The sequence below is a fragment of the Streptococcus oralis ATCC 49296 genome, from assembly GCF_000185265.1.
In the GTDB taxonomy this organism is placed as follows: Bacteria; Bacillota; Bacilli; order Lactobacillales; family Streptococcaceae; genus Streptococcus; species Streptococcus oralis_BC.
The window spans coordinates 1,659,365-1,681,020 of the sequence record NZ_GL622183.1; the positions used below are offsets into that span (position 1 = coordinate 1,659,365).

Consider the following 21,656-nt stretch of genomic DNA (forward strand, 5'->3'; position numbering starts at 1 on the left):
TGTACAAGAAAATGCTCAAACTAGCAAGAAAAAACTCCATTTCAGTCCTTACAACTGCTACGGAGTTCTTCTTTACTTCATGTCTTTTAGTCCACTTTGACAATCCATCCCTCTGGTGCTTCTACATCACCAAATTGGATACCGGTCAATTCATCATAAAGTTTACGTGTAACAGGACCTACTTCTGTTTCACTATAGAAAACATGGAAATCATCGCCATGTTGGATGCCTCCAATTGGCGAAATAACCGCTGCTGTACCGCAGGCACCTGCCTCTACAAAACGATCCAAATTATCGATTGGGACATCACCTTCAATCGGAGTCAAGCCCAAGCGGTGTTCTGCCAAGTAAAGCAAAGAGTACTTGGTAATGGATGGCAAGATGGATGGACTCAATGGCGTAACAAATTCATTGTTCGCTGTAATTCCAAAGAAGTTGGCTGATCCGACTTCCTCAATCTTTGTATGTGTAGATGGGTCTAAGTAGATAACATCTGAGAAATGGCGTGACTTGGCCATTTTACCTGGAAGGAGACTAGCAGCATAGTTCCCACCTACCTTAGCCGCACCTGTACCATTTGGAGCTGCCCGGTCGTATTCATCCTGAATCAAGAAGTTAGTTGGGACCAAACCACCTTTAAAATAGTTACCAACCGGCATAGCAAAGATGGTGAAAATATACTCTTCTGCAGGTTTTACCCCGATAATATCCCCAACACCAATCAAAAGTGGACGAAGATAAAGGGTTCCACCTGTTCCATATGGTGGGACGTATTCTTCATTTGCACGCACAACTGCTTTACAAGCTTCTACAAACATTTCTGTCGGAACTTGTGGCATCAAAAGACGGTCACAAGTACGTTGCAAACGCTTGGCATTTTCGTCAGGACGGAACAATTGAACACTGCCGTCCTTGGTACGATAGGCTTTCAATCCCTCAAATGCTTGCTGTCCATAGTGGAGACTTGGAGAAGACTCTGAAATATGCAAGGTTGCATCCTCTGTCAATTCTCCTTGATCCCATTGACCATTTTTGTAGTGAGCGATATAACGGTAAGGTAATTTCATATAAGCAAATCCAAGGTTTTCCCAATCAATTGCAACTGTCATGTTTTTCTCCTTTATACTATTCAAACTATGTGTTCTATTCTACACTTTTCTAGTAAAATTTCAAGTATTATTTGTAATTTTCTGAAAATTTTTTCAACTCAAAAGAAATCAGCCCTCTGGACTGATTCTTTTTACGAACTCGCTTTATCCTCTTTAAAGACTTCTTTGAGGTAAGCATCGAAAACTTCTTCATCTGAAATCGTGTCTGAAATAAAGCTTCCATTGCTAGTACGTTCTGACAAGTTGAGGTCTTGCAATCGGCTTTCATAGATTGTTCCCTTGTTCGATTGGACAAGTAACGTTTGGTCGTTTTCTTCTACTTCTGTACTAAAAAGATCACCAACGAAACCTTGCTCTGCAACTGCTCCAGCCAAGAAGACACGGTGCGGTTTGTTTTTCAACTCACGCAAAACTTGTAGGCCTCGTTTGGCACGGCTGGTCGCTGGAATTTCCTCAATGGAAACGCGTTTCAAGCTTCCACGTTGGGTCAAGAGGTAGAAGGATGAGGTGTTACAGATAAAGGCTGCCTGAAGCGCATCATCTGCTTTCAGGTTCATAGCCTTGACACCTGCAGCCTTGGCACCGACAACGGGAACCTCTTCGATATTGAAACGAAGGGCATAACCATTTTGACTAATCAAGAGTACATCATCAAGTCTAATCGGAGCCACTGCTACAATTTGGTCTGTCTCGTCTTTGAGCTTAGCATACTTGACAGACTTCGACTTGTAGGTCCGCCATGGAGAGAATTCTTTGCGTTCTACGCGCTTGATTTGACCAAGTCGAGTTGCTGCAAAGTAGGTTGTCGCATCATCAAACTGATCCACTACTTCTGCATAGAGGATTTCTTCGTTAGTTTCAAAGTTTGTAATCGTTTGGCTCAAGTGCTCTCCGATGTCCTTCCAGCGAATGTCTGCCAATTCATGGATTGGTCGATAGATGACATTCCCAAGAGTTGTGAACATCAAGAGGTGCTGGGTTGTCTTGGCAGCTTGCACAAAGATCAGACGATCATCATCACGTTTGCCAATTTCTTCCAGCGTAGAAGCCGCAAAGGAACGTGGGCTGGTACGCTTGATATAACCTGCCTTAGTCACGCTAACATAGGTATCTTCCTCGGCAATCAAACTAGCTGTGTCAATCTCGATTGCTTTCGCAGTATCTTCCAAAGTACTCAAACGTGGTGTCGCAAATTTCTTCTTGACCTCACGAAGTTCTTTCTTCATGAGATTGTACATAGTCCGTTCATCACCGATGATAGCCGCAAGCATGGCAATCTTTTCACGCAATTCTGCTTCTTCTTCCTGCAAGACAACCACGTCTGTATTGGTCAAACGATAAAGTTGCAATGTAACGATAGCTTCAGCCTGTTCCTCAGTAAACTCATAGCTGACTTTGAGGTTTTCCTTGGCGTCAGCCTTGTTCTCAGAAGCACGGATAAGAGCAATGACTTCGTCCAAAATCGAAATCACGCGAATCAAACCTTCAACGATATGCAGACGTTTCTCAGCCTTTTCCTTGTCAAAACGGGAACGCGCTAAAATCACTTCACGACGGTGGGCGATATAGCTAGATAAGATTGGAACAATCCCAACCTGACGAGGTGTGAAATTGTCAATCGCCACCATGTTGAAGTTGTAGTTGATTTGTAGGTCGGTGTACTTAAATAGATAGTTAAGAACGAGCTCTGTATTAGCATCTTTCTTAAGCTCAATAGCAATACGAAGACCGTCACGGTCAGACTCATCACGAACCTCAGCAATACCAGCCACCTTGTTATTGACACGAACATCATCGATTTTCTTGACGAGATTAGCCTTATTGATTTCATAAGGAATCTCAGTAATAACGATTTGTTCCTTACCTCCTTTTAGCTTTTCAACCTCCGTCTTAGAACGAACAACGACGCGCCCTTTCCCAGTTTCATAGGCCTTATTGATTTCATCACGCCCTTGGATGATAGCTCCTGTAGGAAAGTCTGGCCCAGGCAAGAATTCCATGAGTTTGTCCACCTTGGCTGTTGGGTGGTCAATCATGTAAACCGTCGCATCAATAACCTCAGCCAAATTATGCGGTGGAATGTCTGTAGCATAACCAGCCGAAATCCCAGTCGAACCATTGACCAAGAGGTTTGGAAAGGCTGCTGGCAAGACAGTTGGTTCTTTCTCGGTATCGTCAAAGTTCCAAGCAAAAGGAACTGTCTTTTTCTCAATATCTTGAAGGAGGTAGCCTGCAATCTCAGACAAACGAGCCTCTGTATAACGCATAGCCGCAGGCGGATCTCCGTCCATAGAACCGTTGTTACCGTGCATTTCAACTAGAATCTCACGATTTTTCCAATCCTGAGACATACGGACCATGGCATCATAGATAGAAGAATCACCGTGTGGGTGGAAATTACCCATTATGTTCCCGACTGACTTGGCTGATTTACGATAACTCTTATCAAAAGTATTGCCATCCTTATTCATCGAATAAAGAATACGACGCTGAACCGGCTTCAATCCATCTCGAATGTCTGGCAAAGCCCGGTCTTGAATGATATATTTGGAGTAGCGTCCAAAGCGCTCTCCCATGATGTCCTCCAAGGACATATTTTGGATATTACTCATATAGGATACAAAGCCCGTAAAATGCAAAGTGAAAATAGGAAATTCTTACAGTGAGCGATGCTCACAAGAGAATTTATCTTTTTCAAACAGCATTTAGGGCATGTTCAACTCCTTTCAAAGAATGTAGAGTAGATTTTATAGAAAGGGTGTTTAGTTACTATAAATAACCAAACTATCCTTCTGTAGGTTAAAAATTTTAAATTTTTATATCAGGTTAAAACATTTTAGTTTACTTAAATTTAGCTAATAGGTCCTTGTTCAACTTTTCTTTGGACAAAAAATAAATAGATGGAAGGAAGAAATGAAATAACAGCGGTCCCAATAAGCAATGCATTAAATACAGTTTGATGCCCTTGAAAAATTTCATTCCAATACATAGTATTAACAAGATGGAAGACTAAACCAATTAAGTAGCAAAAGCTAATAACTATCATCTTCCACCTTAATAGAGAATAGATAGAAGATAATCGAAGAGCATGGTAAATTACTGCTGTAATGAGCATTGGAAAACAAAAAGAGATTAAAAAGAATTGGAATCTTAAAACGTCATCAAAAAGCTCTGTGCGATCTATTGAAATAAGCCAAATATTACACAAGGTTATAACAATCGGGAAAAATATTCCATATACCCTCTTATTTAACTTATTTCTTTTAAGAGCTAGAAAGATAGACAACACAATTATCAGAATTTGTAGCCCTGGAAATCCCATAAAAAATATAGCAAATAAATAATCTAACATATTAGTTCAACCTCTCTTCAGCATACTCAATCATCTTCTCAGCCACTTCCCTATCGTAGTCAAAGTCCATCTTTTGGGCAAGTCTTTGAGATTCTTGGTGGAAAAGTTGCATCGTAGCAAATAGAGAATGAGTGATTTTGTCTAAACTTGAGAAATCAAGTAGATTTGAGAATTCCTTCTCCTTCTCAGCAGGCAAGTAGTTAAAGAGGCACTTGTAGTTCTTACCGATGTCGACTGTTCCCCTATTACTTGCGACCTGCCAAGCCAAGACCTTCAAGAGTTCTTGTTGGCAAATACCGTAGAGATGGTCAGTCGCATAGATGAGCTGATTCCGACAAATGCCCTTAACTACATAGGCAGAAACCCACCAAAATTCATTACAAGATTTTTCAAAATCCGTCTCACTAGCTGGATTCGTCCAGTAGCGCTTCGGACTAGGTAGATAAGATTCAAACAAACCCTTCTCATCTACTAAAACTGTGAATCCTGCCTCACTATCCACCCACTCGTTGATGTGATCTTTAGGACAGAGGGTTAGATCAATGCGATTCCCATCTTCAAAGAGCATGAGGTAAAGACGGCGATGTCCAAGAGTAACCTCTTGCTCGATGATACGTTTGCCAAACTTGTCCAACCAAGAAATGTCTCTCGTTAGATTATCTAAATTATCTACGACATAGACAACATCATAGTCTTGAAATTCATCTGTTTGAATCTTTTGGTTTGTACGCGAACCAGATAGAGCCACAGCATCAACCTGTAACTTTTTAGCTATTTGTAAAATCAAGTCAAGCATTTCCTGGTCAGTTCTCATGTGTTCCCCCCTCTTTTTCTATGAGGTAACAGATTTATTATATAGAACAGTTTCTTAAGATTTAAAAAGCTAGAAAAACTATACAAGTTCTATAAAACTAAATTATCTAAAGATTTTCAATTATATACAAAAACAAGTAATTCCTCTCTAGCAATCTTTATTCTTAAAAAATCATCAATTATAAAATTAGTACATTGAACATCATCAAAGTTTGTAGAAAAATACTTTGATAAAGAGTTTATAGCTCTTAATAGTTTGTTAAAATAAGCTAGAGCCAACGGCGGAACTTCTTCGGTATTCAGATGATTAATTTCTGATTCAATTAAATCCTCAATTGCTGCGAATATTTCACCTATTTCATCTTCAATATTAGAAGATAAATTCTTTTTAGAATTAAAATCATTAATAGAATTCAAAAGTTTGTTATATTCCCATTCAAAATCATCTAGTGCTCTATAGAATACTGGAAAATCACTTTGTAATTTTAATAGATTTGACTTTCTTGATTGTCGAGCCATTTCTTTAAGTTCTCTTAAACTCTCTTCAACCTTTTTTTGAGTTTCAGATAGTTGCTTTTGTTGACTTGTCAGTTCTACTATATTTTTCGCGATTGAAGATTGAATAATTTCTAGCTTTCGTTGTCGTTCATCAATTTCTTTAGTATCTTTTTTTGAAATCCAAGTTGCGTAAATTATAGGTATTAGAATTGAAAAACCACCTATACCTATTTGAATCCAATTGGAAATCCAATCAGTTGAATCAATCGCTTTAATCAATTTTTCAAACATTTCAACATTCATATTATAATCCTTGTGAATACTATGATTAAATTTTAAATATGTTTCATCGATAACCGAGTTGTTTAATTGTAGAAATTGACTTTATATATTTCTTGCTCTAATCGCTTTATAAAGTTTATAGTCATCATAATTTTTTAAATCTTTTAATGACTTTAGTTCATTTTTAACAATAATAACCAAAAATTTCTCCATACTCAACAACTTCTCTTTATATTTCTCACCACCATAATAATAACATTCTACTAGCCTATTGTAATCAATACAATCTTCACTTTTAAGTAGCTGCTCTTGAAAAACTTTCTGGGCTTTCTCTTCATTTTTAGAACGTTTATGTTCAAAACAAATTTGAATAAGAGTCATTTCTCCAGTAATTAAAATTATCCCCCAACTAAACACGAGTTCTATCATATCCTCAGGTTTAATAATTTCTGGACTAAAAATCAATGTTAGAATTGAAGTAGTTGCAAGTAACGGAACAATAAGAATGTTTAGTGATTCAATCATGTAATTGGGGAAATGCTTAAACAGTCTCCAAAACTGAAAACCTGTGAATACCGTACTAAATATAAATACAGTTATATTCAGTCCAGTATTACAATACATCCACTCACCATTTTTCAAGTATGGAAATAACCATAATGAGCTAAAAAACACCCAAAATTCAAATGGGATTACGATAAAAATAAATTTCTTAATTTTAGCTAGAAAAATTTTATTAAGAAATTCAAAAATGAAGTAAAAGAAGCCAAGCATAACTATTAACACAATTATGAAGAAAATATTTTTTGTAATCTCATTTTCAAACCATTTAATATCAAAAATAACACTGAGTAATATAAAAGCAAATAAGAAAACTAAAATTCCTAAAATTGATGTTATTGAACTATCATAAATCAACTTTTCTCGATTTTTAAAATCTTTCTCAAATGATAAAACTCTCAAATCTTGATAATTTTTTATATTATTTAGTAATGACTCTTTCTCACTTTGTGACAAAGCTCTCATACTCTTCATCTCAAAACACCATCTCCCCACTCTCTTCCAGCGTAAACTTGACATTATCCTCAATCCACTTACGGCGTGGTTCGACCTTATCTCCCATGAGGACGTTGACGCGGCGTTCAGCGCGTGCTAAATCTTCGATGGTGACACGGATGAGGGTACGGGTTTCTGGATTCATGGTTGTTTCCCAGAGTTGGTCCGCGTTCATCTCACCAAGACCTTTATATCGTTGGAGTGTTGCGCCTTTACCAAACTGCTTGCGGAGTTCTTCTAGCTCTCCGTCCGTCCAAGCATAAGCTACTTCTTCTTTCTTGCCTTTGCCTTTGGACATCTTGTAAAGAGGCGGAAGGGCGATATAGACATGGCCTGCCTCAACTAGGGGACGCATGTAACGATAGAAAAATGTCAAGAGCAAGGTCTGGATATGGGCACCATCGGTATCCGCATCGGTCATGATAATAATCTTGTCATAGTTAGCATCTTCAAGAGAGAAGTCTGCTCCCACACCCGCACCAATGGTATAAATCATGGTATTGATTTCTTCATTTTTGAGGATATCCGCCATCTTGGCCTTGGCTGTATTGATGACCTTACCTCGAAGGGGCAAGATAGCCTGGAACTTACGGTCACGGCCTTGTTTGGCAGAACCACCGGCAGAGTCCCCTTCGACTAGGTAGAGCTCGTTCTTTGCTGGATTTTTAGATTGAGCTGGAGTCAATTTTCCAGACAACAAGCCCTTGTCTTTCTTGTTTTTCTTACCATTTCGGCTCTCATCACGCGCTTTGCGAGCCGCCTCACGAGCATCACGCGCCTTGATAGCCTTACGAATGAGATTGGAAGCTAGTTCTCCATTTTCCATGAGGAAGAAGGTTAACTTATCAGCCACAATACCATCGACAATTGGACGAGCCAGAGGACTCCCTAGTTTATCCTTGGTCTGACCTTCAAACTGGAGGTGTTCTTCAGGAACTAGGATAGAAAGAACGGCTGCAAGTCCCTCACGATAGTCTGAACCTTCAAGATTTTTATCTTTTTCCTTGAGAAGACCTGTCTTACGCGCATAGTCATTCATGACCTTTGTAATGGCAGACTTGAGTCCCGTCTCATGCGTTCCACCATCTTTCGTGCGAACGTTATTGACAAATGATAGAATATTATCTGAAAACCCATCATTGTACTGGAGGGCAACTTCCACTTGGAAACCATTATCTTCGCCTTCAAAGTATAGGACTGGCGTCAAGGTTTCCTTGTCTTCATTGAGGTAAGAAACAAAGTCTTGTACCCCGTTCTCATAATGGAATTCGATTGCTTCATCTGTTCGCTTATCTGTCAAAGACAAGGTGACATTTTTTAAGAGAAAGGCTGACTCATTGAGTCGTTCTGAAATGGTATTGTACTTGAAGTCAATCGTAGAAAAAATCGTCGCGTCAGGCATGAAAGTAACCTTGGTACCTGTCTTAGACTTAGCAGCTGTCCCAACCTTTTCAAGAGTTGTTACTGGCTTACCACCATTTTCAAATCGTTGCTTGTAGACTGTACCGTCACGGGTAATTTCAACTTCCAACCAACTTGAGAGTGCATTAACAACCGATGATCCCACCCCGTGGAGACCACCAGATGTTTTGTAGCCACCTTGACCGAATTTTCCTCCAGCATGGAGAATGGTAAAGATAACCTCAACAGTTGGAATTCCCATGGCATGCATCCCAGTTGGCATCCCACGACCATGGTCTTGAACGGTTAGACTGCCGTCTTTATTGATGGTCACATCAATGCGTTCACCAAATCCAGACAAGGCTTCATCGACTGCATTATCCACAATTTCCCAGACTAGGTGATGGAGACCAGCACCGTCGGTCGATCCAATATACATACCCGGACGTTTACGGACCGCATCCAACCCTTCTAGCACCTGAATGGCGTCATCATTGTAGTTATTAATATTGATTTCCTTTTTTGACACAAGGAACCTCCTATTTGTTCATCTTTTCTATTTTACAGGTTTTCTAGGGATTTTGCAAAGTTTTTCCCTTTCAGCCGTCACAATTTCACAGGAAATTCTCTGACTTTCTATACCATTTCATGATATAATAGTTCTATGATGACATTTGTATTATTAATTTTAGCTTATCTGCTAGGTTCGATTCCGTCTGGTCTTTGGATTGGACAAATCTTCTTTCAAACAAATCTGCGTGAACATGGTTCTGGAAACACCGGAACAACCAATACTTTCCGAATTTTAGGTAAGAAAGCGGGTATGGCAACCTTTGTGATTGACTTCTTTAAAGGAACCTTGGCCACTCTCCTTCCAATCCTTTTCCACCTTCAAGGTGTATCACCTCTCGTCTTTGGTCTTTTGGCCGTAATTGGACATACCTTTCCTATCTTTGCAGGATTTAAAGGTGGTAAGGCTGTCGCAACCAGTGCTGGAGTGATTTTCGGATTTGCGCCTGTTTTCTGTCTCTATCTAGCAATCGTATTCTTTGGAAGCCTCTATCTAGGTAGTATGATTTCACTGTCTAGCGTTACTGCTTCTATCGCAGCCGTTATCGGAGTTCTCCTATTTCCACTATTTGGTTTTATCCTAAACAGCTATGACCCTCTCTTCATTTTGATTATCCTAGCACTTGCTAGCTTGATTATCATTCGTCACAAGGATAATATCACACGTATCAAAAATAAAACAGAAAATCTTGTCCCTTGGGGATTGAACCTAACCCATCAAAATCCTAACAAATAAAACGCCAGTTTGAAACTGACGTTTTTTTGTATGCTTATTTTGACTTGATGTAGTTGATACCGTCTGCCTTAGGTGCAACTGCTTTTCCAAAGAAGGCTGCCAAGACAAGAATGGTCAAGACATAAGGGGCGATTTGAAGGTAAACCGCTGGCACTCCTTGTAGGAAAGGTAATTGAGAACCGATAACTGCCAAACTTTGTGAAAGTCCGAAGAAGAGACTAGAAAGCATAGCACCAATTGGGTTCCATTTACCAAAGATCATTGCCGCAAGAGCGATAAATCCAGGACCGACAATAGTTGTCACTGAGAAGTTGACAGAAATGGATTGAGCATAAATCGCTCCCCCAATTCCACCAAGGAAACCTGAAATAACAACCCCAAGATATCGCATCTTGTAGACATTGATCCCCAAGGTATCCGCTGCCTGAGGGTGTTCACCAACAGAGCGAAGACGAAGACCAAAACGTGTCTTAAAGAGAATAAACCAAGCAAGGAAAGAGAAGGCAATCGCGATATAACCTAGTAGACTGGTTGACTTGAAGAAGATATCTCCAATCACAGGGATATCAGCCAAAACTGGGAAATCAAAACGTCCAAAAGTCTGGCTTAAGTTATCCGTTTGTCCTTTGTTATAAAGAACTTTAACCAAGAAAACTGCTAGGGCAGGAGCCATCAAGTTCAATACTGTACCACTGACAACATGGTCCGCACGGAAATGAACTGTAGCGACTGCATGGATGAGGGAGAAAATAGCTCCCACGATACCAGCAACTAACAAGGAAATCCAAGGTGTCGCTGCTCCAAGTTGTTCTGCAAACTCAAGATTAAAGACAACTCCAGAAAAGGCTCCCATAACCATAATTCCTTCAAGACCGACGTTAACGACACCACCACGTTCAGAAAAGACTCCTCCGATACTCGTAAAAATAAGTGGTGCTGAGTAAATCAGCATAGAAGAGACCAAGAGGGTGAGTAATGTTGTAATAGACATCCTTACTTACCTCCTTTAACTTGTTTTTTAGGTTTGACAAAGCGTTCGATAATGTAGTGAACGCTGACAAAGAAGATAATAGACGCTGTTACAATGCTAACAAGCTCAGACGGAACTTGCGCAGCGTTCATACCCGGTGCTCCTACTTGCAAAACACCAAATAAGAATGCTGCAAAAAGAATTCCAATTGGTGAATTTCCAGCAAGCAAACTAACTGCCATCCCGTTAAATCCGATAGCTAATGATGAGCCCTGAACGTAAACGTTTTGGAAAGTTCCAAGACCTTCGACAGCTCCACCAAGACCAGCCAAGGCACCAGAGATAATCATTGATAGAATGATTGTACGTTTTGCTGAAATACCAGCGTACTCTGAAGCATGGGGATTGAGACCAACTGCGCGAATTTCAAAACCGAGAGTCGTTTTCTTTAGCAAGAACCAAATCACACCAACAGCAATGATTGCAAAGAAGATTCCGATATTCATACGGGAATTTCCAGTCAACTCTGATAACCATGGTGTCTGATATGTAGCATTGGCACTAACACGAATCGTTGAGTCTGTACTTTGCATAATATCTTTAGGAAAGGCATGAATAAAGGCATTTCCCACATACAATACAATGTAGTTCATCATGATGGTCACGATAACCTCTGACGTACCGAGATAAGCTCTGAGGATCCCTGGAATCGCACCAACGATTCCACCTGCGATCAAAGCAATGATCACTGTTAATGGAATCAAAACGAGACGAGGCATATCTGGATTTGACAAGGCAAACCAACCACTGAGAATCCAGCCTGCCAAAGCCTGACCAGGAAGTCCGACGTTAAAGAAGCCTGCTCGACTGGCAACTGCGAAACCTAGACCTATCAAGACAAGAGGACCCATGGCACGGAAAATTTCTCCAATCCCACGGAGGCTACCAAAAGCTGTATAGAACAACTCCTCATAGCCCCAGATAGCATCATATCCGAAGATCCACATGACAATGGCTCCAAGCAAGATTCCTAAGAATACGGAAATCAAGGGAACCGAAATTTGTTGTAACTTTTTAGACATCACTCTTCTCCTTTCCCAAGTTTCCACCTGCCATCAAGACACCAAGTTCTTGTTTATTAGTCGTTTCTGGCGATACAATACCTTGAATCTTACCATCGTGAATAACAGCAATTCGGTCTGAGACATTTAAAATCTCATCCAATTCAAAGCTGACAACAAGGACAGCCTTACCGTTATCACGCTCTTCAATCAAACGTTTGTGGATATATTCAATGGCACCGACATCCAAACCACGAGTTGGCTGGCTGACGATAAGGAGATCAGGATCACGATCAATCTCACGAGCGATAATCGCTTTTTGTTGATTTCCTCCTGAAAGAGCTGCCGCTGGAACAAATTCGCTTGCCGCACGGACGTCAAATTCTTCCATCAATTTCTTAGCATGTGAAGTGATATTGGCATAGTTCAAAATGCCATTTTTGCTGAGTGGTTCTTTGTAGTAGGTTTGAAGAGCGATATTTTCTGAAATCATCATCTCCAAAATCAAGCCATCACGGTGACGATCCTCAGGAACGTGCCCCACGCTTAGTTCTGTAATTTGTCGAGGATGCATCCCCACGATTGATTTGCCTTTTAATTCAACGCTACCTGACTCAACCTTACGAAGACCAGTAATGGCTTGAATGAGTTCAGACTGACCATTGCCATCAATACCTGCAATACCGACAATTTCACCAGCACGAACATCCAAGGAGAGATTTTTTACTGCTGGTACACCGCGGTTTTCATTGACAACCAAGTCTTTGATAGACAAGACCACTTCTTTGGGTTGTGGTGCCTGTTTTTCCGTTTTAAAGGAGACTGAGCGTCCAACCATCATTTCTGCCAAGTCCGCATTTGTTGCGCCTGCAATTTCAACCGTCTGGATTGATTTCCCACGGCGAATAACTGTCACTCGATCCGATACCGCACGAATCTCATCTAACTTGTGGGTAATCAAAATGATGGACTTCCCTTCTTTGACAAGGTTTTTCATGATTGCCATCAACTCATCAATCTCTGAAGGGGTCAATACGGCTGTAGGTTCGTCAAAGATAAGGATATCAGCACCACGATAGAGTGTTTTCAAGATTTCTACACGTTGTTGGGCACCAACGGAAATATCCGCCACCTTAGCAGAAGGATCCACTGCCAAACCATAACGTTCAGAAAGAGCCTTGATTTCTTTAGTAGCACCAGCTATATCTAGAACACCATTTTTAGTGATTTCACTCCCTAAAATGATATTCTCAGCTACTGTAAAAGCCTCAACCAACATGAAATGTTGGTGAACCATCCCAATTCCAAGACCAGCGGCTTTAGATGGTGAGTCTAGTTTTACAACCTGACCATTCACCACAATTTCACCACTTGTTGGTTCAAGAAGTCCTGCCAGCATATTCATCAGAGTGGATTTACCCGCTCCATTTTCTCCTAAAAGTGCATGGATTTCACCTTTTCGCAGTTGCAAGTTGATTTTGTCGTTTGCTACAAATTCACCAAACACCTTGGTAATATCCCGCATCTCAATGACATTTTCGTGTGCCATATGCTCTTCCTTTCAGAGGTTTATTTTATTTCAATAAAACCTGCTAATCACATTAACAAGCTCTATTGAGACAAAAATTGCCTCAATTCTTAAAGAAGCGACCAATGGCCGCTTCCTAAGAAATGACTTTTATCCATTATTTTTCAGGAACTTTTACGCTTCCGTCAAGGATCTTAGCTTTTGCATCTTCAACAGCTTTTTTACCTTCTTCTGAAAGGTTTGTTACTGCTAGCTCAACCCCTTTATCTTTCAATGAGTAAACAATCACTTGTCCACCAGGGAATTCACCTTTTTCTGTTTTGTTGGCAATATCTTTTACAGTTGTACCAACTTGTTTCAATGTAGATACAAGAACGAAGTTAGATTCTTTACCATCTTTAGAAGTGTATTTACCTTCTGCTGCTTGGTCACGGTCTACACCGATAACCCAAACTTTTTCGTTTTCATTTTTGTTTTCGTTCAATGATTTTGCTTCAGCAAAGACACCAGCACCTGTACCACCAGCTGCTTGGTAGACAACGTCCGCACCGGCAGCGTATTGAGCTGCTGCAATTGTTTTACCTTTGGCAGCATCACCAAATGAACCAGCGTAGTCAACTTGGACTTTGATAGATGGGTCTACTGACTCAACACCAGCTTTGAATCCAGCTGCAAAACGTGAAATAACTTCAGATTCGATACCACCTACAAAACCAACTTGTTTTGTTTTCGTAGTTTTCGCTGCTGCAACACCAGCAAGGTAAGCTGCTTCGTTATCCGCAAATCTTACGCTCGCAACATTATTTTGACCTTCAATCACATCATCAATCAAGACATAGTTTAGGTCAGAGTGGTCTTTTGCAGCTTCCTCAACTGCATTGTGAAGGGCAAAACCAACACCGAAGATCAGGTTGTAACTTCCAGCCGCTTGTTGCAAGTTGTTAGCATAGTCTGCTTCGCTTGTTGATTGGAAGTAAGTGTAACCTTTATCTTTAGAAAGATTATGTTCTTTACCCCAGTCTTGCAAACCTTCCCAAGCTGATTGGTTAAATGATTTATCATCAACACCACCAGTATCTGTTACGATTGCTGCTTTGGTCTTCATTTCTGATGAAGATGAAGCTGCGTTACGAGAAGAGCGGTTACCACATGCAGCAAGTCCAACTGCTGCTACTGCAACTAGACCAAGGCCTAGCCATTGTTTCTTGTTCATTACTGAACCTCCTAAATAAGATGTGCAACGATGTTGCAAGTATGGATTGGTTGGCCACAAGGACCGCATCACTCAGAGAGTGACTCAGACTAGTTTAAGTCTGTAAATGAGTATGGAAGTAACTCCCCGACCGTCATCTCGACCGTCGATTTATCTTTAGCGACTAAGGTCACTTTTAGATCTTGTTCAAAAAATTCAACCATGACCTGGCGACAAGCACCACATGGTGAGATGGGTTTTTCAGTTTGTCCGTAGACAATCAACTCTGAAAACTCCCGTTGCCCCTCCGAAACTGCTTTAAAAATAGCAGTACGTTCTCCACAATTAGTCAAGGGATAACTAGCATTCTCGATGTTCACACCCGTATAAATACTACCATCCTTGGCTACTAAAACAGCTCCGATGGGAAAGTGAGAATAGGGGACATAGGCTTGTTTGCTGGTTTCAATTGCTAGTTCAATCAACTCAGTAGTCGCCATCTGCCAATTCTCCTTTTAAGATTGTTACACCAGCAGATGTTCCGATACGGGTAGCGCCTGCTTCCACAAAAGCGACAGCATCTGCATATGAACGAGCTCCACCAGCTGCCTTAACTCCCATATCTGGCCCGACTGTTTCACGCATCAACTGAACGTCCTCAATAGTGGCACCACCAGTTGAAAATCCAGTTGATGTTTTGACAAAGTCAGCTCCCGCTTTCTGGGATAATTGGCAGGCCACAACCTTTTCATCGTCTGTCAACAAGCAAGCTTCGATAATGACTTTCACCAACTTGTCACCACTTGCTTCTACGACAGCACGGATGTCCGATTCAACCAAATCCAGATTGCCTGATTTGAGGGCACCAACATTGATAACCATATCAATCTCATCTGCACCGTTTTGGACAGCTTCTTTTGTTTCAAAAGTTTTCACAGCTGAAGTTGTTGCTCCCAAAGGAAAACCTACTACTGTACAAACTTTTACATCTGAGCCTTCAAGCCCTGTTTTCGCATGTTTAACCCATGTGGGATTGACACAAACGCTGGCAAAGTCATACTCACGCGCTTCAGATAGCAAACGATCAATTTGTTCTTGACTTGCATCTTGCTTTAAAAGCGTATGATCAATATATTTATTTAACTTCATATTCGGATTCTCCCTGGTTTTATGAGATAATTTCTATAATTTCTCGTAAACTTTGCACTCCATCATTTATTTTAACATATTTTTGAAATTCTGTAACTAGTTCAGAAGAAATTTTTCCATTTGTATAAACTTTTGCAACAATTTCTCCTTTTTGAACGGAGTCTCCAACTTTCTTTTCAAAAACAATCCCTGTTTCATAGTCCAAGTCATCAGTCTTGACTGCACGACCGGCTCCTAGTCTCATGGCATAGAGCCCAAATTCCATTGCAGGAAGAGCTGAAATAACACCTGTATCTTGAGCTGGAATTTCCACCACATGGGCAACTTTGACTGGACGATAAAGATCTTCTAAATCACCGCCTTGTGCTGCTACCATTTCTTCAAACTTAGCCAGTGCTTGGCCATTTTCCAGGTGTTGACGGATTTCCTTGATCGTTTTCTCAACATCAGCCAAGCCAAGCATAATCTGAGCTAGCTCGCAGATAAAGTGACTAATATCTTCTCGGCCTTTTCCTTGGAGAATCTCGATTGCCTCAAGGATTTCAAGACGATTGCCAATGGCTCTTCCCAAAGGCTGACTCATATCGGTAATGACTGCTACTGTTTTTCGACCAACAGCCTTACCAAGATCCACCATGGTTTGAGCCAATTCGCGCGCCTCATCAACAGTCTTCATGAAGGCACCCTCACCGACCGTTACGTCTAGCAAAATGGCATCCGCTCCTGCAGCAATTTTCTTGCTCATCACCGAACTCGCAATCAAAGGAATCGTGTCGACAGTTGCTGTCACATCACGGAGGGCATAGAGAAGTTTATCTGCTTTAACCAGCTGATCTGACTGCCCAATGACAGATACACCAATGTCCTGTACCTGACGAATGAAATCCTCTTGACTTCGTTCGACTTGATAGCCCTTAATGGACTCCAATTTATCAATTGTCCCACCAGTATGGCCGAGACCTCGACCACTCATCTTAGCAACAGGCACGCCGAAACTCGCAACAAGGGGAGCCAAGATTAAGGTCACTTTATCACCTACACCACCAGTCGAATGCTTATCAACTTTAACCCCATCAATAGCTGACAAATCAAACTCTTGACCTGTCTTGACCATATTCATCGTCAGATCAGAAATCTCACGTGTGGTCATTCCTTTAAAATAAACAGCCATAGCAAAAGCAGACATTTGATAATCTGGAACAGTTCCAGCCACATAGCCTTCTACCAACCATTTTATTTCAGCCGTAGTCAGTTCTTGACCATCTCGTTTCTTTTGAATTAAATCAACTGCTCTCATTCTTTCACACTTCTAAGGATATAGTATCCCTTATCTTTCTTTACGATTTCACAATTGCCAAAAACGTCTTCCATCTTATTTCTAGCACTTGGAGCTCCTTGTTTTTTCTGAATGACGATGGTTAAATCTCCTCCGTCATTTAAGAAATCTCTGCTCTTTTCGATAATCTCATGAACAACCTGTTTGCCCGCTCGGATCGGCGGATTGGAAATAACATGGTCAAACTTCCCTTCAACTTGTTCATAGATATTGGATTGGAAAATCGTCGCTTCAATTTTATTTCGTTCAGCATTTTGTCGCGCTAGGTCCAAGGCGCGATTATTGATATCTACCATGGTTGCCTGAACTCCATAAGCCTTGGCCAATGACAAGCCCAATGGCCCATAACCACAACCCACATCAAGGACCGTTTCTCCTTTGTTAACCTCTAGACACTTCAATAAAAGCTGACTCCCAAAGTCAACCATTTTCTTGCTAAAAACACCCGCATCCGTCAAAAAGGTCATGTTTTCTCCCAACAACTCCACTCTCAACTCATGAATGTCGTGAGCAGCATCAGGATTTTCTGCATAATACATTTTACTCATAAAACTATTTTACCATAATTTAGCTTGAATTGTAAATCGTTTACAAAGTGATGATCAAATGAAAAAGACTGAAGAATCCTATTCAAAAAACCTTTTCTTCAATCTCTTTCAATTATTAGAAATACATTACAATCTATCGGGAACTACAAATTATCATAGTCAGGAAAAAACAGATCGCCTGTAATCAAGCACATTTTCATCACTATTGCTTAACCTTAAAATACTTTATTATCAACAGGATTCCCAATATGATGTTTAGATAAAAACCCAACTGATAAGTTTGTGTCAAGATTTCCAAACTTGTCCAAAGTCGTATCAAATCTTCTAGTGACATGCGGAATAGATATCCTTCTGTAGCAATCCACAAAATCAAAAATAGATAACTACCAGCAGCAAGCCATTTCGTCCACCGTTTTTTTAGTATGAAAGCAATCAAGAGCGAACAGATAAAGACAACTGTTACAATAGCATGTTCCATCAAAAAAGTAAAACCGTAATAGGTTTCCACAAAACGTCTACCATTATCCGCATTCGCTCCTTTTATAAAAGGTAAGGCAAAACTTAAAATAAAACAGAGTTCCAATATATAACTTTTTAAGATTTTCATGACACACCTCCTATAAGTTGTGAACCACAAAGCCCACTTTCAATAACTGATAAGTCTTCAGAAACCATTCTCTATCTCATCATTAAATTATTCAACCTCCATCTACCTCTATTATACGATATTGACTTACTACCATCAAGAAACCGCTTTATCTTTTTAGCTTTTTATGGTATGATAAACAAAATATCTAGGGGAAAACAAATGACCAACGAATTTTTACATTTTGAAAAAATCAGTCGCCAGACTTGGCAATCATTGCATCGCAAAACAACCCCTCCCTTGACAGAGGAAGAGTTAGAATCCATCAAGAGTTTCAATGACCAGATTAGTCTGCAGGACGTAACAGACGTCTATCTTCCCCTTGTCCATCTTATCCATATTTACAAGCGCACTAAGGATGATTTGGCATTTTCAAAAGGAATTTTTCTTCAACGCGAAAGTAAATCTCAGCCTTTTATCATTGGGGTTTCTGGTAGTGTTGCTGTGGGCAAATCGACTACTAGTCGCTTACTTCAGATTCTTCTATCACGTACTCTACCGGATGCTACTGTAGAATTGGTGACAACCGACGGTTTTCTCTATCCCAATCAAACTTTGATTGACCAAGATATCTTAAATCGCAAAGGTTTTCCTGAAAGTTATGATATGGAAACCTTGCTGAATTTTCTTGACCGCCTAAAGAATGGGCAAGATGTCGATATTCCTGTCTATTCTCATGAAGTGTATGACATCGTTCCTGGAGAGAAACAACGTGTCAAAGCTGCTGATTTTGTCATTGTCGAAGGCATCAATGTCTTTCAAAACCCTCAAAATGAGCGCCTTTACATTACTGATTTCTTTGATTTCTCCATCTATGTGGATGCAGCAGTTGAAGACATTGAAAGCTGGTATCTGGATCGTTTCTTAAAGCTGCTCAGCTTTGCCCAAAATGATCCCAACAGCTACTACCACCGCTTTACACAAATGCCGATTGGAGAAGTTGAAGCCTTTGCTCACCAGGTTTGGACCAGTATTAATCTCACAAATCTACAAAACTATATCGAACCAACAAGGAATCGCGCCGAGGTCATTCTCCACAAGACTAAAAACCATGAAATCGATGAAATTTACCTAAAAAAATAATTTCCCCTTGTCAAAACCTAAGTTTTCATATATAATGGTATAGTTAGTAAATATGGAGGTAAGAACATTGGCAAACATTAAATCAGCTATCAAACGCGCTGAATTGAACGTTAAACAAAACGAAAAAAACTCAGCTCAAAAATCAGCTATGCGTACTGCTATCAAAGCTTTCGAAGCAAACCCTTCTGAAGAACTTTTCCGTGCTGCTAGCTCAGCTATCGACAAAGCAGAAACTAAAGGTTTGATTCATAAAAACAAAGCAAGCCGCGATAAAGCTCGTCTTTCAGCTAAACTTGCTAAATAAGAAACAGTCCATAGAGGCTGTTTTTTTGTCCTCTAATCAGAAAAGGTAGAAAATGAAAATCGCAATCATAGGATATTCTGGAGCAGGCAAGTCAACTCTAGCTGAAAAGTTGTCAAACTACTACTCCATCCCCAAACTGCATATGGACACACTCCAATTTCAACCTGGTTGGCAAGACAGTGACCGCGAATGGATGTTGACCGAAATGAAAAACTTTCTCACAAAGCACGAAGCTTGGGTCATCGACGGCAACTACTCTTGGTGTTGCTATGAAGAAAGAATGCTGGGAGCTGACCAAATCATCTTTCTCAATTTTTCACCATGGACTTGTCTCTTTCGAGCCTTTAAACGGTATCTCACATACCGAGGAAAGGTCAGAGAAAGTATGGCAGCAGGCTGCCCTGAACGCTTTGATTGGGATTTTATCCGATGGATTCTATGGGATGGGCGGACAAAGAATGCTAAAGAACGCTATCAACGGGTTCAAGAAACCTATCCAGATAAAGTAATTGTCCTCAAGTCGCAAAAGGAGATGGACCACTTCTTAGAAAATCTCGTAAATAACAAGAAAAACCAACGTGCCTAACGTTGGTTTTTTGCTATTACCCAATCACACTTCCATTTGGTACAGCTGGATCAACTGTGAGAAGGGTTAATTGTCCATCATGTTCAGCTGAGAGGGGTACATCAGAATAAGTATTTCATAAAACTATTAAACTCGAAAAAAAGCCCAAATGCTATCTGATTACTGAACATTTCACCTACTAATGAGAAACACTTGCCTCTACTCTATAATAATAAAAATCTTCATCATAATTTCCAGCTGATTGAGTAATAATTAATCGCGGCCGTGAGCTATCTGATTGATCACCCATTGGATTTTTAAAACCTATTTTAAACAATCCAATAGCAGCACTCGTATGACCACTTTGTAAACTAACATATGGAACACTGCTCTTCTTAGATGAATCTTTTATTACTTTAATCCTATTTCCATCCCCAGTTGTTCCATCAGAATTAATTATCAATTCCTTACCGCGACCATTCCTCCATTTTCCAACAAGTGTTGAAATATCTCCATTTTCAATCGCTTCAATATCTAAGTCTACTTCTGAAATTGTATTTTTTTGGTATATTTCCCACCAACCCACTTTATATGGTCTAAGATAACTTTTTCCATAAAGAATTCTATTTTCTTGAATTTTCTCATTATCTGGTCCAGTTTCATTAGCAGGAATAAATGTTAGCACTAATTCTTGCCCAATAATTGCATTTTTATTATCCCCTACAAAATAGACTTCATAATAACCATTATTTTTCTTCGGTTTTTTACTTTTATCTAGCTTGAATTGAGCATGTGTAGAACCACTCCAAAACAGCCAATTTCCCTCTTGTTTGGATATTTTGGGGAAGACTGAGGTTTTATCTTCAAAATAATCTTCAGGACTGTACCCATACAAAGTAAAGTTTGATTCCGCTATTGCTTTTTCTAAATAGTCATTAGAATATGTCCCTTCAAAAGCGCTTAAATCTCCTTGAAGAATATTATCCTTACTATTTTTAAAATAATCAGTCCTACTAGCAAATACCATTTCATGATTCTTATTTCCGTCTGATAAGGTAATTACCGTTAAAATGTTAGATGAATCATCTACATTATTAACTAAAATAGAGATTTTAAAATCCTTATTTCCATCTGATTTATTAAATTCTGTAACAGAAGACCTATTGTTGCCATCTTTCTTCCAATCCGTAGAAAAGTCTCCAAATACATTACCTTCGTCTGTATTATATGAGATTCTCCAATTTTGATTATTTTTAGCAACAGTAGCTTTCTCACCTGTAGAAGAAATATAATCACCTGAAATATCCTCAAAATCTGATTTTATGACTTCAGTAGTAGTTGATTGCACTTCTTGATGTTTACTTTCTTTACGATTTATAAATAAAGAAAACAAAAGAAAAATAGCAAGTAGTAAAACAACTCCTAAATAAAGAATAGCATTTTTCTTCATTCCCAAT

21 protein-coding genes are annotated in these 21,656 nt (G+C 39.8%); 4 read left to right on the plus strand and 17 right to left on the minus strand.

Annotation, left to right across the window (positions count from 1 at the left end; genetic code table 11):
• Window positions 1–86 precede the first annotated feature (86 nt).
• From HMPREF8578_RS10230 to parE, 7 genes are all read right to left on the minus strand, one after another.
• Window positions 87–1,124, minus strand: a complete 1,038-nt coding sequence (locus HMPREF8578_RS10230; RefSeq protein ID WP_329524705.1) for a branched-chain amino acid aminotransferase — start codon at window positions 1,122–1,124, stop codon at window positions 87–89.
• Between the two features lie 116 nt (window positions 1,125–1,240).
• Window positions 1,241–3,721, minus strand: coding sequence for a DNA topoisomerase IV subunit A (gene parC, locus HMPREF8578_RS10235; protein ID WP_002893327.1), 2,481 nt, complete (start codon window positions 3,719–3,721; stop codon window positions 1,241–1,243).
• Window positions 3,722–3,960: 239 nt separating this feature from the next.
• Entirely contained in the window at window positions 3,961–4,461 is a 501-nt protein-coding gene (locus tag HMPREF8578_RS10240; RefSeq protein ID WP_000888179.1) for a hypothetical protein, read from the minus strand.
• Window position 4,462: 1 nt separating this feature from the next.
• Window positions 4,463–5,275 carry an aminoglycoside 6-adenylyltransferase gene (locus tag HMPREF8578_RS10245; RefSeq protein WP_001258405.1) on the minus strand — a complete coding sequence of 271 codons (813 nt, stop codon included), beginning with the start codon at window positions 5,273–5,275 and terminating at the stop codon, window positions 4,463–4,465.
• Between the two features lie 116 nt (window positions 5,276–5,391).
• Window positions 5,392–6,075 (minus strand): hypothetical protein, encoded by a 684-nt coding sequence (locus tag HMPREF8578_RS10250; RefSeq protein WP_001100252.1) that lies wholly within the window; start codon window positions 6,073–6,075, stop codon window positions 5,392–5,394.
• Between the two features lie 81 nt (window positions 6,076–6,156).
• Window positions 6,157–7,089: a hypothetical protein gene (locus HMPREF8578_RS12265; protein WP_000839830.1), complete on the minus strand. Its 933-nt coding sequence runs from the start codon at window positions 7,087–7,089 to the stop codon at window positions 6,157–6,159.
• A gap of 1 nt (window position 7,090) precedes the next feature.
• Entirely contained in the window at window positions 7,091–9,040 is a 1,950-nt protein-coding gene (gene parE / locus HMPREF8578_RS10260; protein WP_000037301.1) for a DNA topoisomerase IV subunit B, read from the minus strand.
• A 135-nt stretch (window positions 9,041–9,175) separates the two neighbouring features.
• Here parE and plsY point away from each other — a divergent pair, with 135 nt between their 5' ends.
• A complete protein-coding gene (plsY, locus tag HMPREF8578_RS10265; protein ID WP_000988206.1) occupies window positions 9,176–9,817 on the plus strand; it encodes a glycerol-3-phosphate 1-O-acyltransferase PlsY in 642 nt (213 codons plus the stop codon).
• Between the two features lie 34 nt (window positions 9,818–9,851).
• On the opposite strand, the gene HMPREF8578_RS10270 is transcribed toward plsY, so the two are convergent.
• The 9 genes from HMPREF8578_RS10270 to HMPREF8578_RS10310 all read right to left on the minus strand — a co-directional run bounded on the left by HMPREF8578_RS10270 (window position 9,852) and on the right by HMPREF8578_RS10310 (window position 18,208).
• Window positions 9,852–10,808: an ABC transporter permease gene (locus HMPREF8578_RS10270; protein ID WP_000029132.1), complete on the minus strand. Its 957-nt coding sequence runs from the start codon at window positions 10,806–10,808 to the stop codon at window positions 9,852–9,854.
• Window positions 10,809–10,810: 2 nt separating this feature from the next.
• Complete coding sequence (locus tag HMPREF8578_RS10275) at window positions 10,811–11,869, minus strand: ABC transporter permease (RefSeq protein ID WP_000038684.1); 1,059 nt, start codon at window positions 11,867–11,869, stop codon at window positions 10,811–10,813.
• Window positions 11,862–13,397, minus strand: a complete 1,536-nt coding sequence (locus HMPREF8578_RS10280) for an ABC transporter ATP-binding protein (protein WP_000929836.1) — start codon at window positions 13,395–13,397, stop codon at window positions 11,862–11,864. Before HMPREF8578_RS10280 ends, HMPREF8578_RS10275 begins: the two co-directional genes overlap by 8 nt.
• A gap of 136 nt (window positions 13,398–13,533) precedes the next feature.
• Window positions 13,534–14,589 (minus strand): BMP family lipoprotein, encoded by a 1,056-nt coding sequence (locus tag HMPREF8578_RS10285; protein ID WP_001036152.1) that lies wholly within the window; start codon window positions 14,587–14,589, stop codon window positions 13,534–13,536.
• An 89-nt stretch (window positions 14,590–14,678) separates the two neighbouring features.
• Window positions 14,679–15,068, minus strand: a complete 390-nt coding sequence (locus HMPREF8578_RS10290) for a cytidine deaminase (RefSeq protein ID WP_000246111.1) — start codon at window positions 15,066–15,068, stop codon at window positions 14,679–14,681.
• Window positions 15,055–15,717, minus strand: a complete 663-nt coding sequence (gene deoC / locus HMPREF8578_RS10295; protein WP_000773703.1) for a deoxyribose-phosphate aldolase — start codon at window positions 15,715–15,717, stop codon at window positions 15,055–15,057. Before deoC ends, HMPREF8578_RS10290 begins: the two co-directional genes overlap by 14 nt.
• A 19-nt stretch (window positions 15,718–15,736) precedes the next feature.
• Window positions 15,737–17,014, minus strand: a complete 1,278-nt coding sequence (locus HMPREF8578_RS10300; protein WP_001202986.1) for a pyrimidine-nucleoside phosphorylase — start codon at window positions 17,012–17,014, stop codon at window positions 15,737–15,739.
• Window positions 17,011–17,601, minus strand: a complete 591-nt coding sequence (locus tag HMPREF8578_RS10305; protein WP_002893335.1) for a class I SAM-dependent methyltransferase — start codon at window positions 17,599–17,601, stop codon at window positions 17,011–17,013. The genes HMPREF8578_RS10300 and HMPREF8578_RS10305 overlap by 4 nt, the downstream gene beginning before the upstream one ends.
• A 202-nt stretch (window positions 17,602–17,803) precedes the next feature.
• Entirely contained in the window at window positions 17,804–18,208 is a 405-nt protein-coding gene (locus tag HMPREF8578_RS10310; RefSeq protein ID WP_000698114.1) for a hypothetical protein, read from the minus strand.
• 201 nt (window positions 18,209–18,409) lie between these two features.
• On the opposite strand from HMPREF8578_RS10310, the gene coaA reads away from it, so the two are divergent.
• The 3 genes from coaA to HMPREF8578_RS10325 all read left to right on the plus strand — a co-directional run bounded on the left by coaA (window position 18,410) and on the right by HMPREF8578_RS10325 (window position 20,220).
• Window positions 18,410–19,330: a type I pantothenate kinase gene (gene coaA / locus HMPREF8578_RS10315; RefSeq protein ID WP_000180520.1), complete on the plus strand. Its 921-nt coding sequence runs from the start codon at window positions 18,410–18,412 to the stop codon at window positions 19,328–19,330.
• 67 nt (window positions 19,331–19,397) lie between these two features.
• Window positions 19,398–19,634 (plus strand): 30S ribosomal protein S20, encoded by a 237-nt coding sequence (gene rpsT / locus HMPREF8578_RS10320; RefSeq protein WP_001274000.1) that lies wholly within the window; start codon window positions 19,398–19,400, stop codon window positions 19,632–19,634.
• A 52-nt stretch (window positions 19,635–19,686) separates the two neighbouring features.
• Window positions 19,687–20,220 (plus strand): DNA topology modulation protein, encoded by a 534-nt coding sequence (locus HMPREF8578_RS10325; protein WP_000684212.1) that lies wholly within the window; start codon window positions 19,687–19,689, stop codon window positions 20,218–20,220.
• A 178-nt stretch (window positions 20,221–20,398) separates the two neighbouring features.
• Here the strand turns inward: HMPREF8578_RS10325 and HMPREF8578_RS10330 are convergent, their stop codons facing one another.
• Window positions 20,399–21,649, minus strand: a complete 1,251-nt coding sequence (locus HMPREF8578_RS10330; RefSeq protein WP_000739018.1) for a DUF6287 domain-containing protein — start codon at window positions 21,647–21,649, stop codon at window positions 20,399–20,401.
• Window positions 21,650–21,656 lie beyond the last annotated feature (7 nt).

Bases quoted from the DNA above. Each gene is read 5' to 3' on its own strand.
- parC (WP_002893327.1), bottom strand. From the start codon at position 3,721: ATGAGTAATATCCAAAATATGTCCTTGGAGGACATCATGGGAGAGCGC.
- HMPREF8578_RS10240 (WP_000888179.1), bottom strand. From the start codon at position 4,461: ATGTTAGATTATTTATTTGCTATATTTTTTATGGGATTTCCAGGGCTA.
- HMPREF8578_RS10245 (WP_001258405.1), bottom strand. From the start codon at position 5,275: ATGAGAACTGACCAGGAAATGCTTGACTTGATTTTACAAATAGCTAAA.
- HMPREF8578_RS10250 (WP_001100252.1), bottom strand. From the start codon at position 6,075: ATGAATGTTGAAATGTTTGAAAAATTGATTAAAGCGATTGATTCAACT.
- HMPREF8578_RS12265 (WP_000839830.1), bottom strand. From the start codon at position 7,089: ATGAAGAGTATGAGAGCTTTGTCACAAAGTGAGAAAGAGTCATTACTA.
- plsY (WP_000988206.1), top strand. From the start codon at position 9,176: ATGATGACATTTGTATTATTAATTTTAGCTTATCTGCTAGGTTCGATT.
- HMPREF8578_RS10270 (WP_000029132.1), bottom strand. From the start codon at position 10,808: ATGTCTATTACAACATTACTCACCCTCTTGGTCTCTTCTATGCTGATT.
- HMPREF8578_RS10275 (WP_000038684.1), bottom strand. From the start codon at position 11,869: ATGTCTAAAAAGTTACAACAAATTTCGGTTCCCTTGATTTCCGTATTC.
- HMPREF8578_RS10280 (WP_000929836.1), bottom strand. From the start codon at position 13,397: ATGGCACACGAAAATGTCATTGAGATGCGGGATATTACCAAGGTGTTT.
- HMPREF8578_RS10285 (WP_001036152.1), bottom strand. From the start codon at position 14,589: ATGAACAAGAAACAATGGCTAGGCCTTGGTCTAGTTGCAGTAGCAGCA.
- HMPREF8578_RS10290 (WP_000246111.1), bottom strand. From the start codon at position 15,068: ATGGCGACTACTGAGTTGATTGAACTAGCAATTGAAACCAGCAAACAA.
- deoC (WP_000773703.1), bottom strand. From the start codon at position 15,717: ATGAAGTTAAATAAATATATTGATCATACGCTTTTAAAGCAAGATGCA.
- HMPREF8578_RS10300 (WP_001202986.1), bottom strand. From the start codon at position 17,014: ATGAGAGCAGTTGATTTAATTCAAAAGAAACGAGATGGTCAAGAACTG.
- HMPREF8578_RS10305 (WP_002893335.1), bottom strand. From the start codon at position 17,601: ATGAGTAAAATGTATTATGCAGAAAATCCTGATGCTGCTCACGACATT.
- HMPREF8578_RS10310 (WP_000698114.1), bottom strand. From the start codon at position 18,208: ATGAAAATCTTAAAAAGTTATATATTGGAACTCTGTTTTATTTTAAGT.
- coaA (WP_000180520.1), top strand. From the start codon at position 18,410: ATGACCAACGAATTTTTACATTTTGAAAAAATCAGTCGCCAGACTTGG.
- HMPREF8578_RS10325 (WP_000684212.1), top strand. From the start codon at position 19,687: ATGAAAATCGCAATCATAGGATATTCTGGAGCAGGCAAGTCAACTCTA.
- HMPREF8578_RS10330 (WP_000739018.1), bottom strand. From the start codon at position 21,649: ATGAAGAAAAATGCTATTCTTTATTTAGGAGTTGTTTTACTACTTGCT.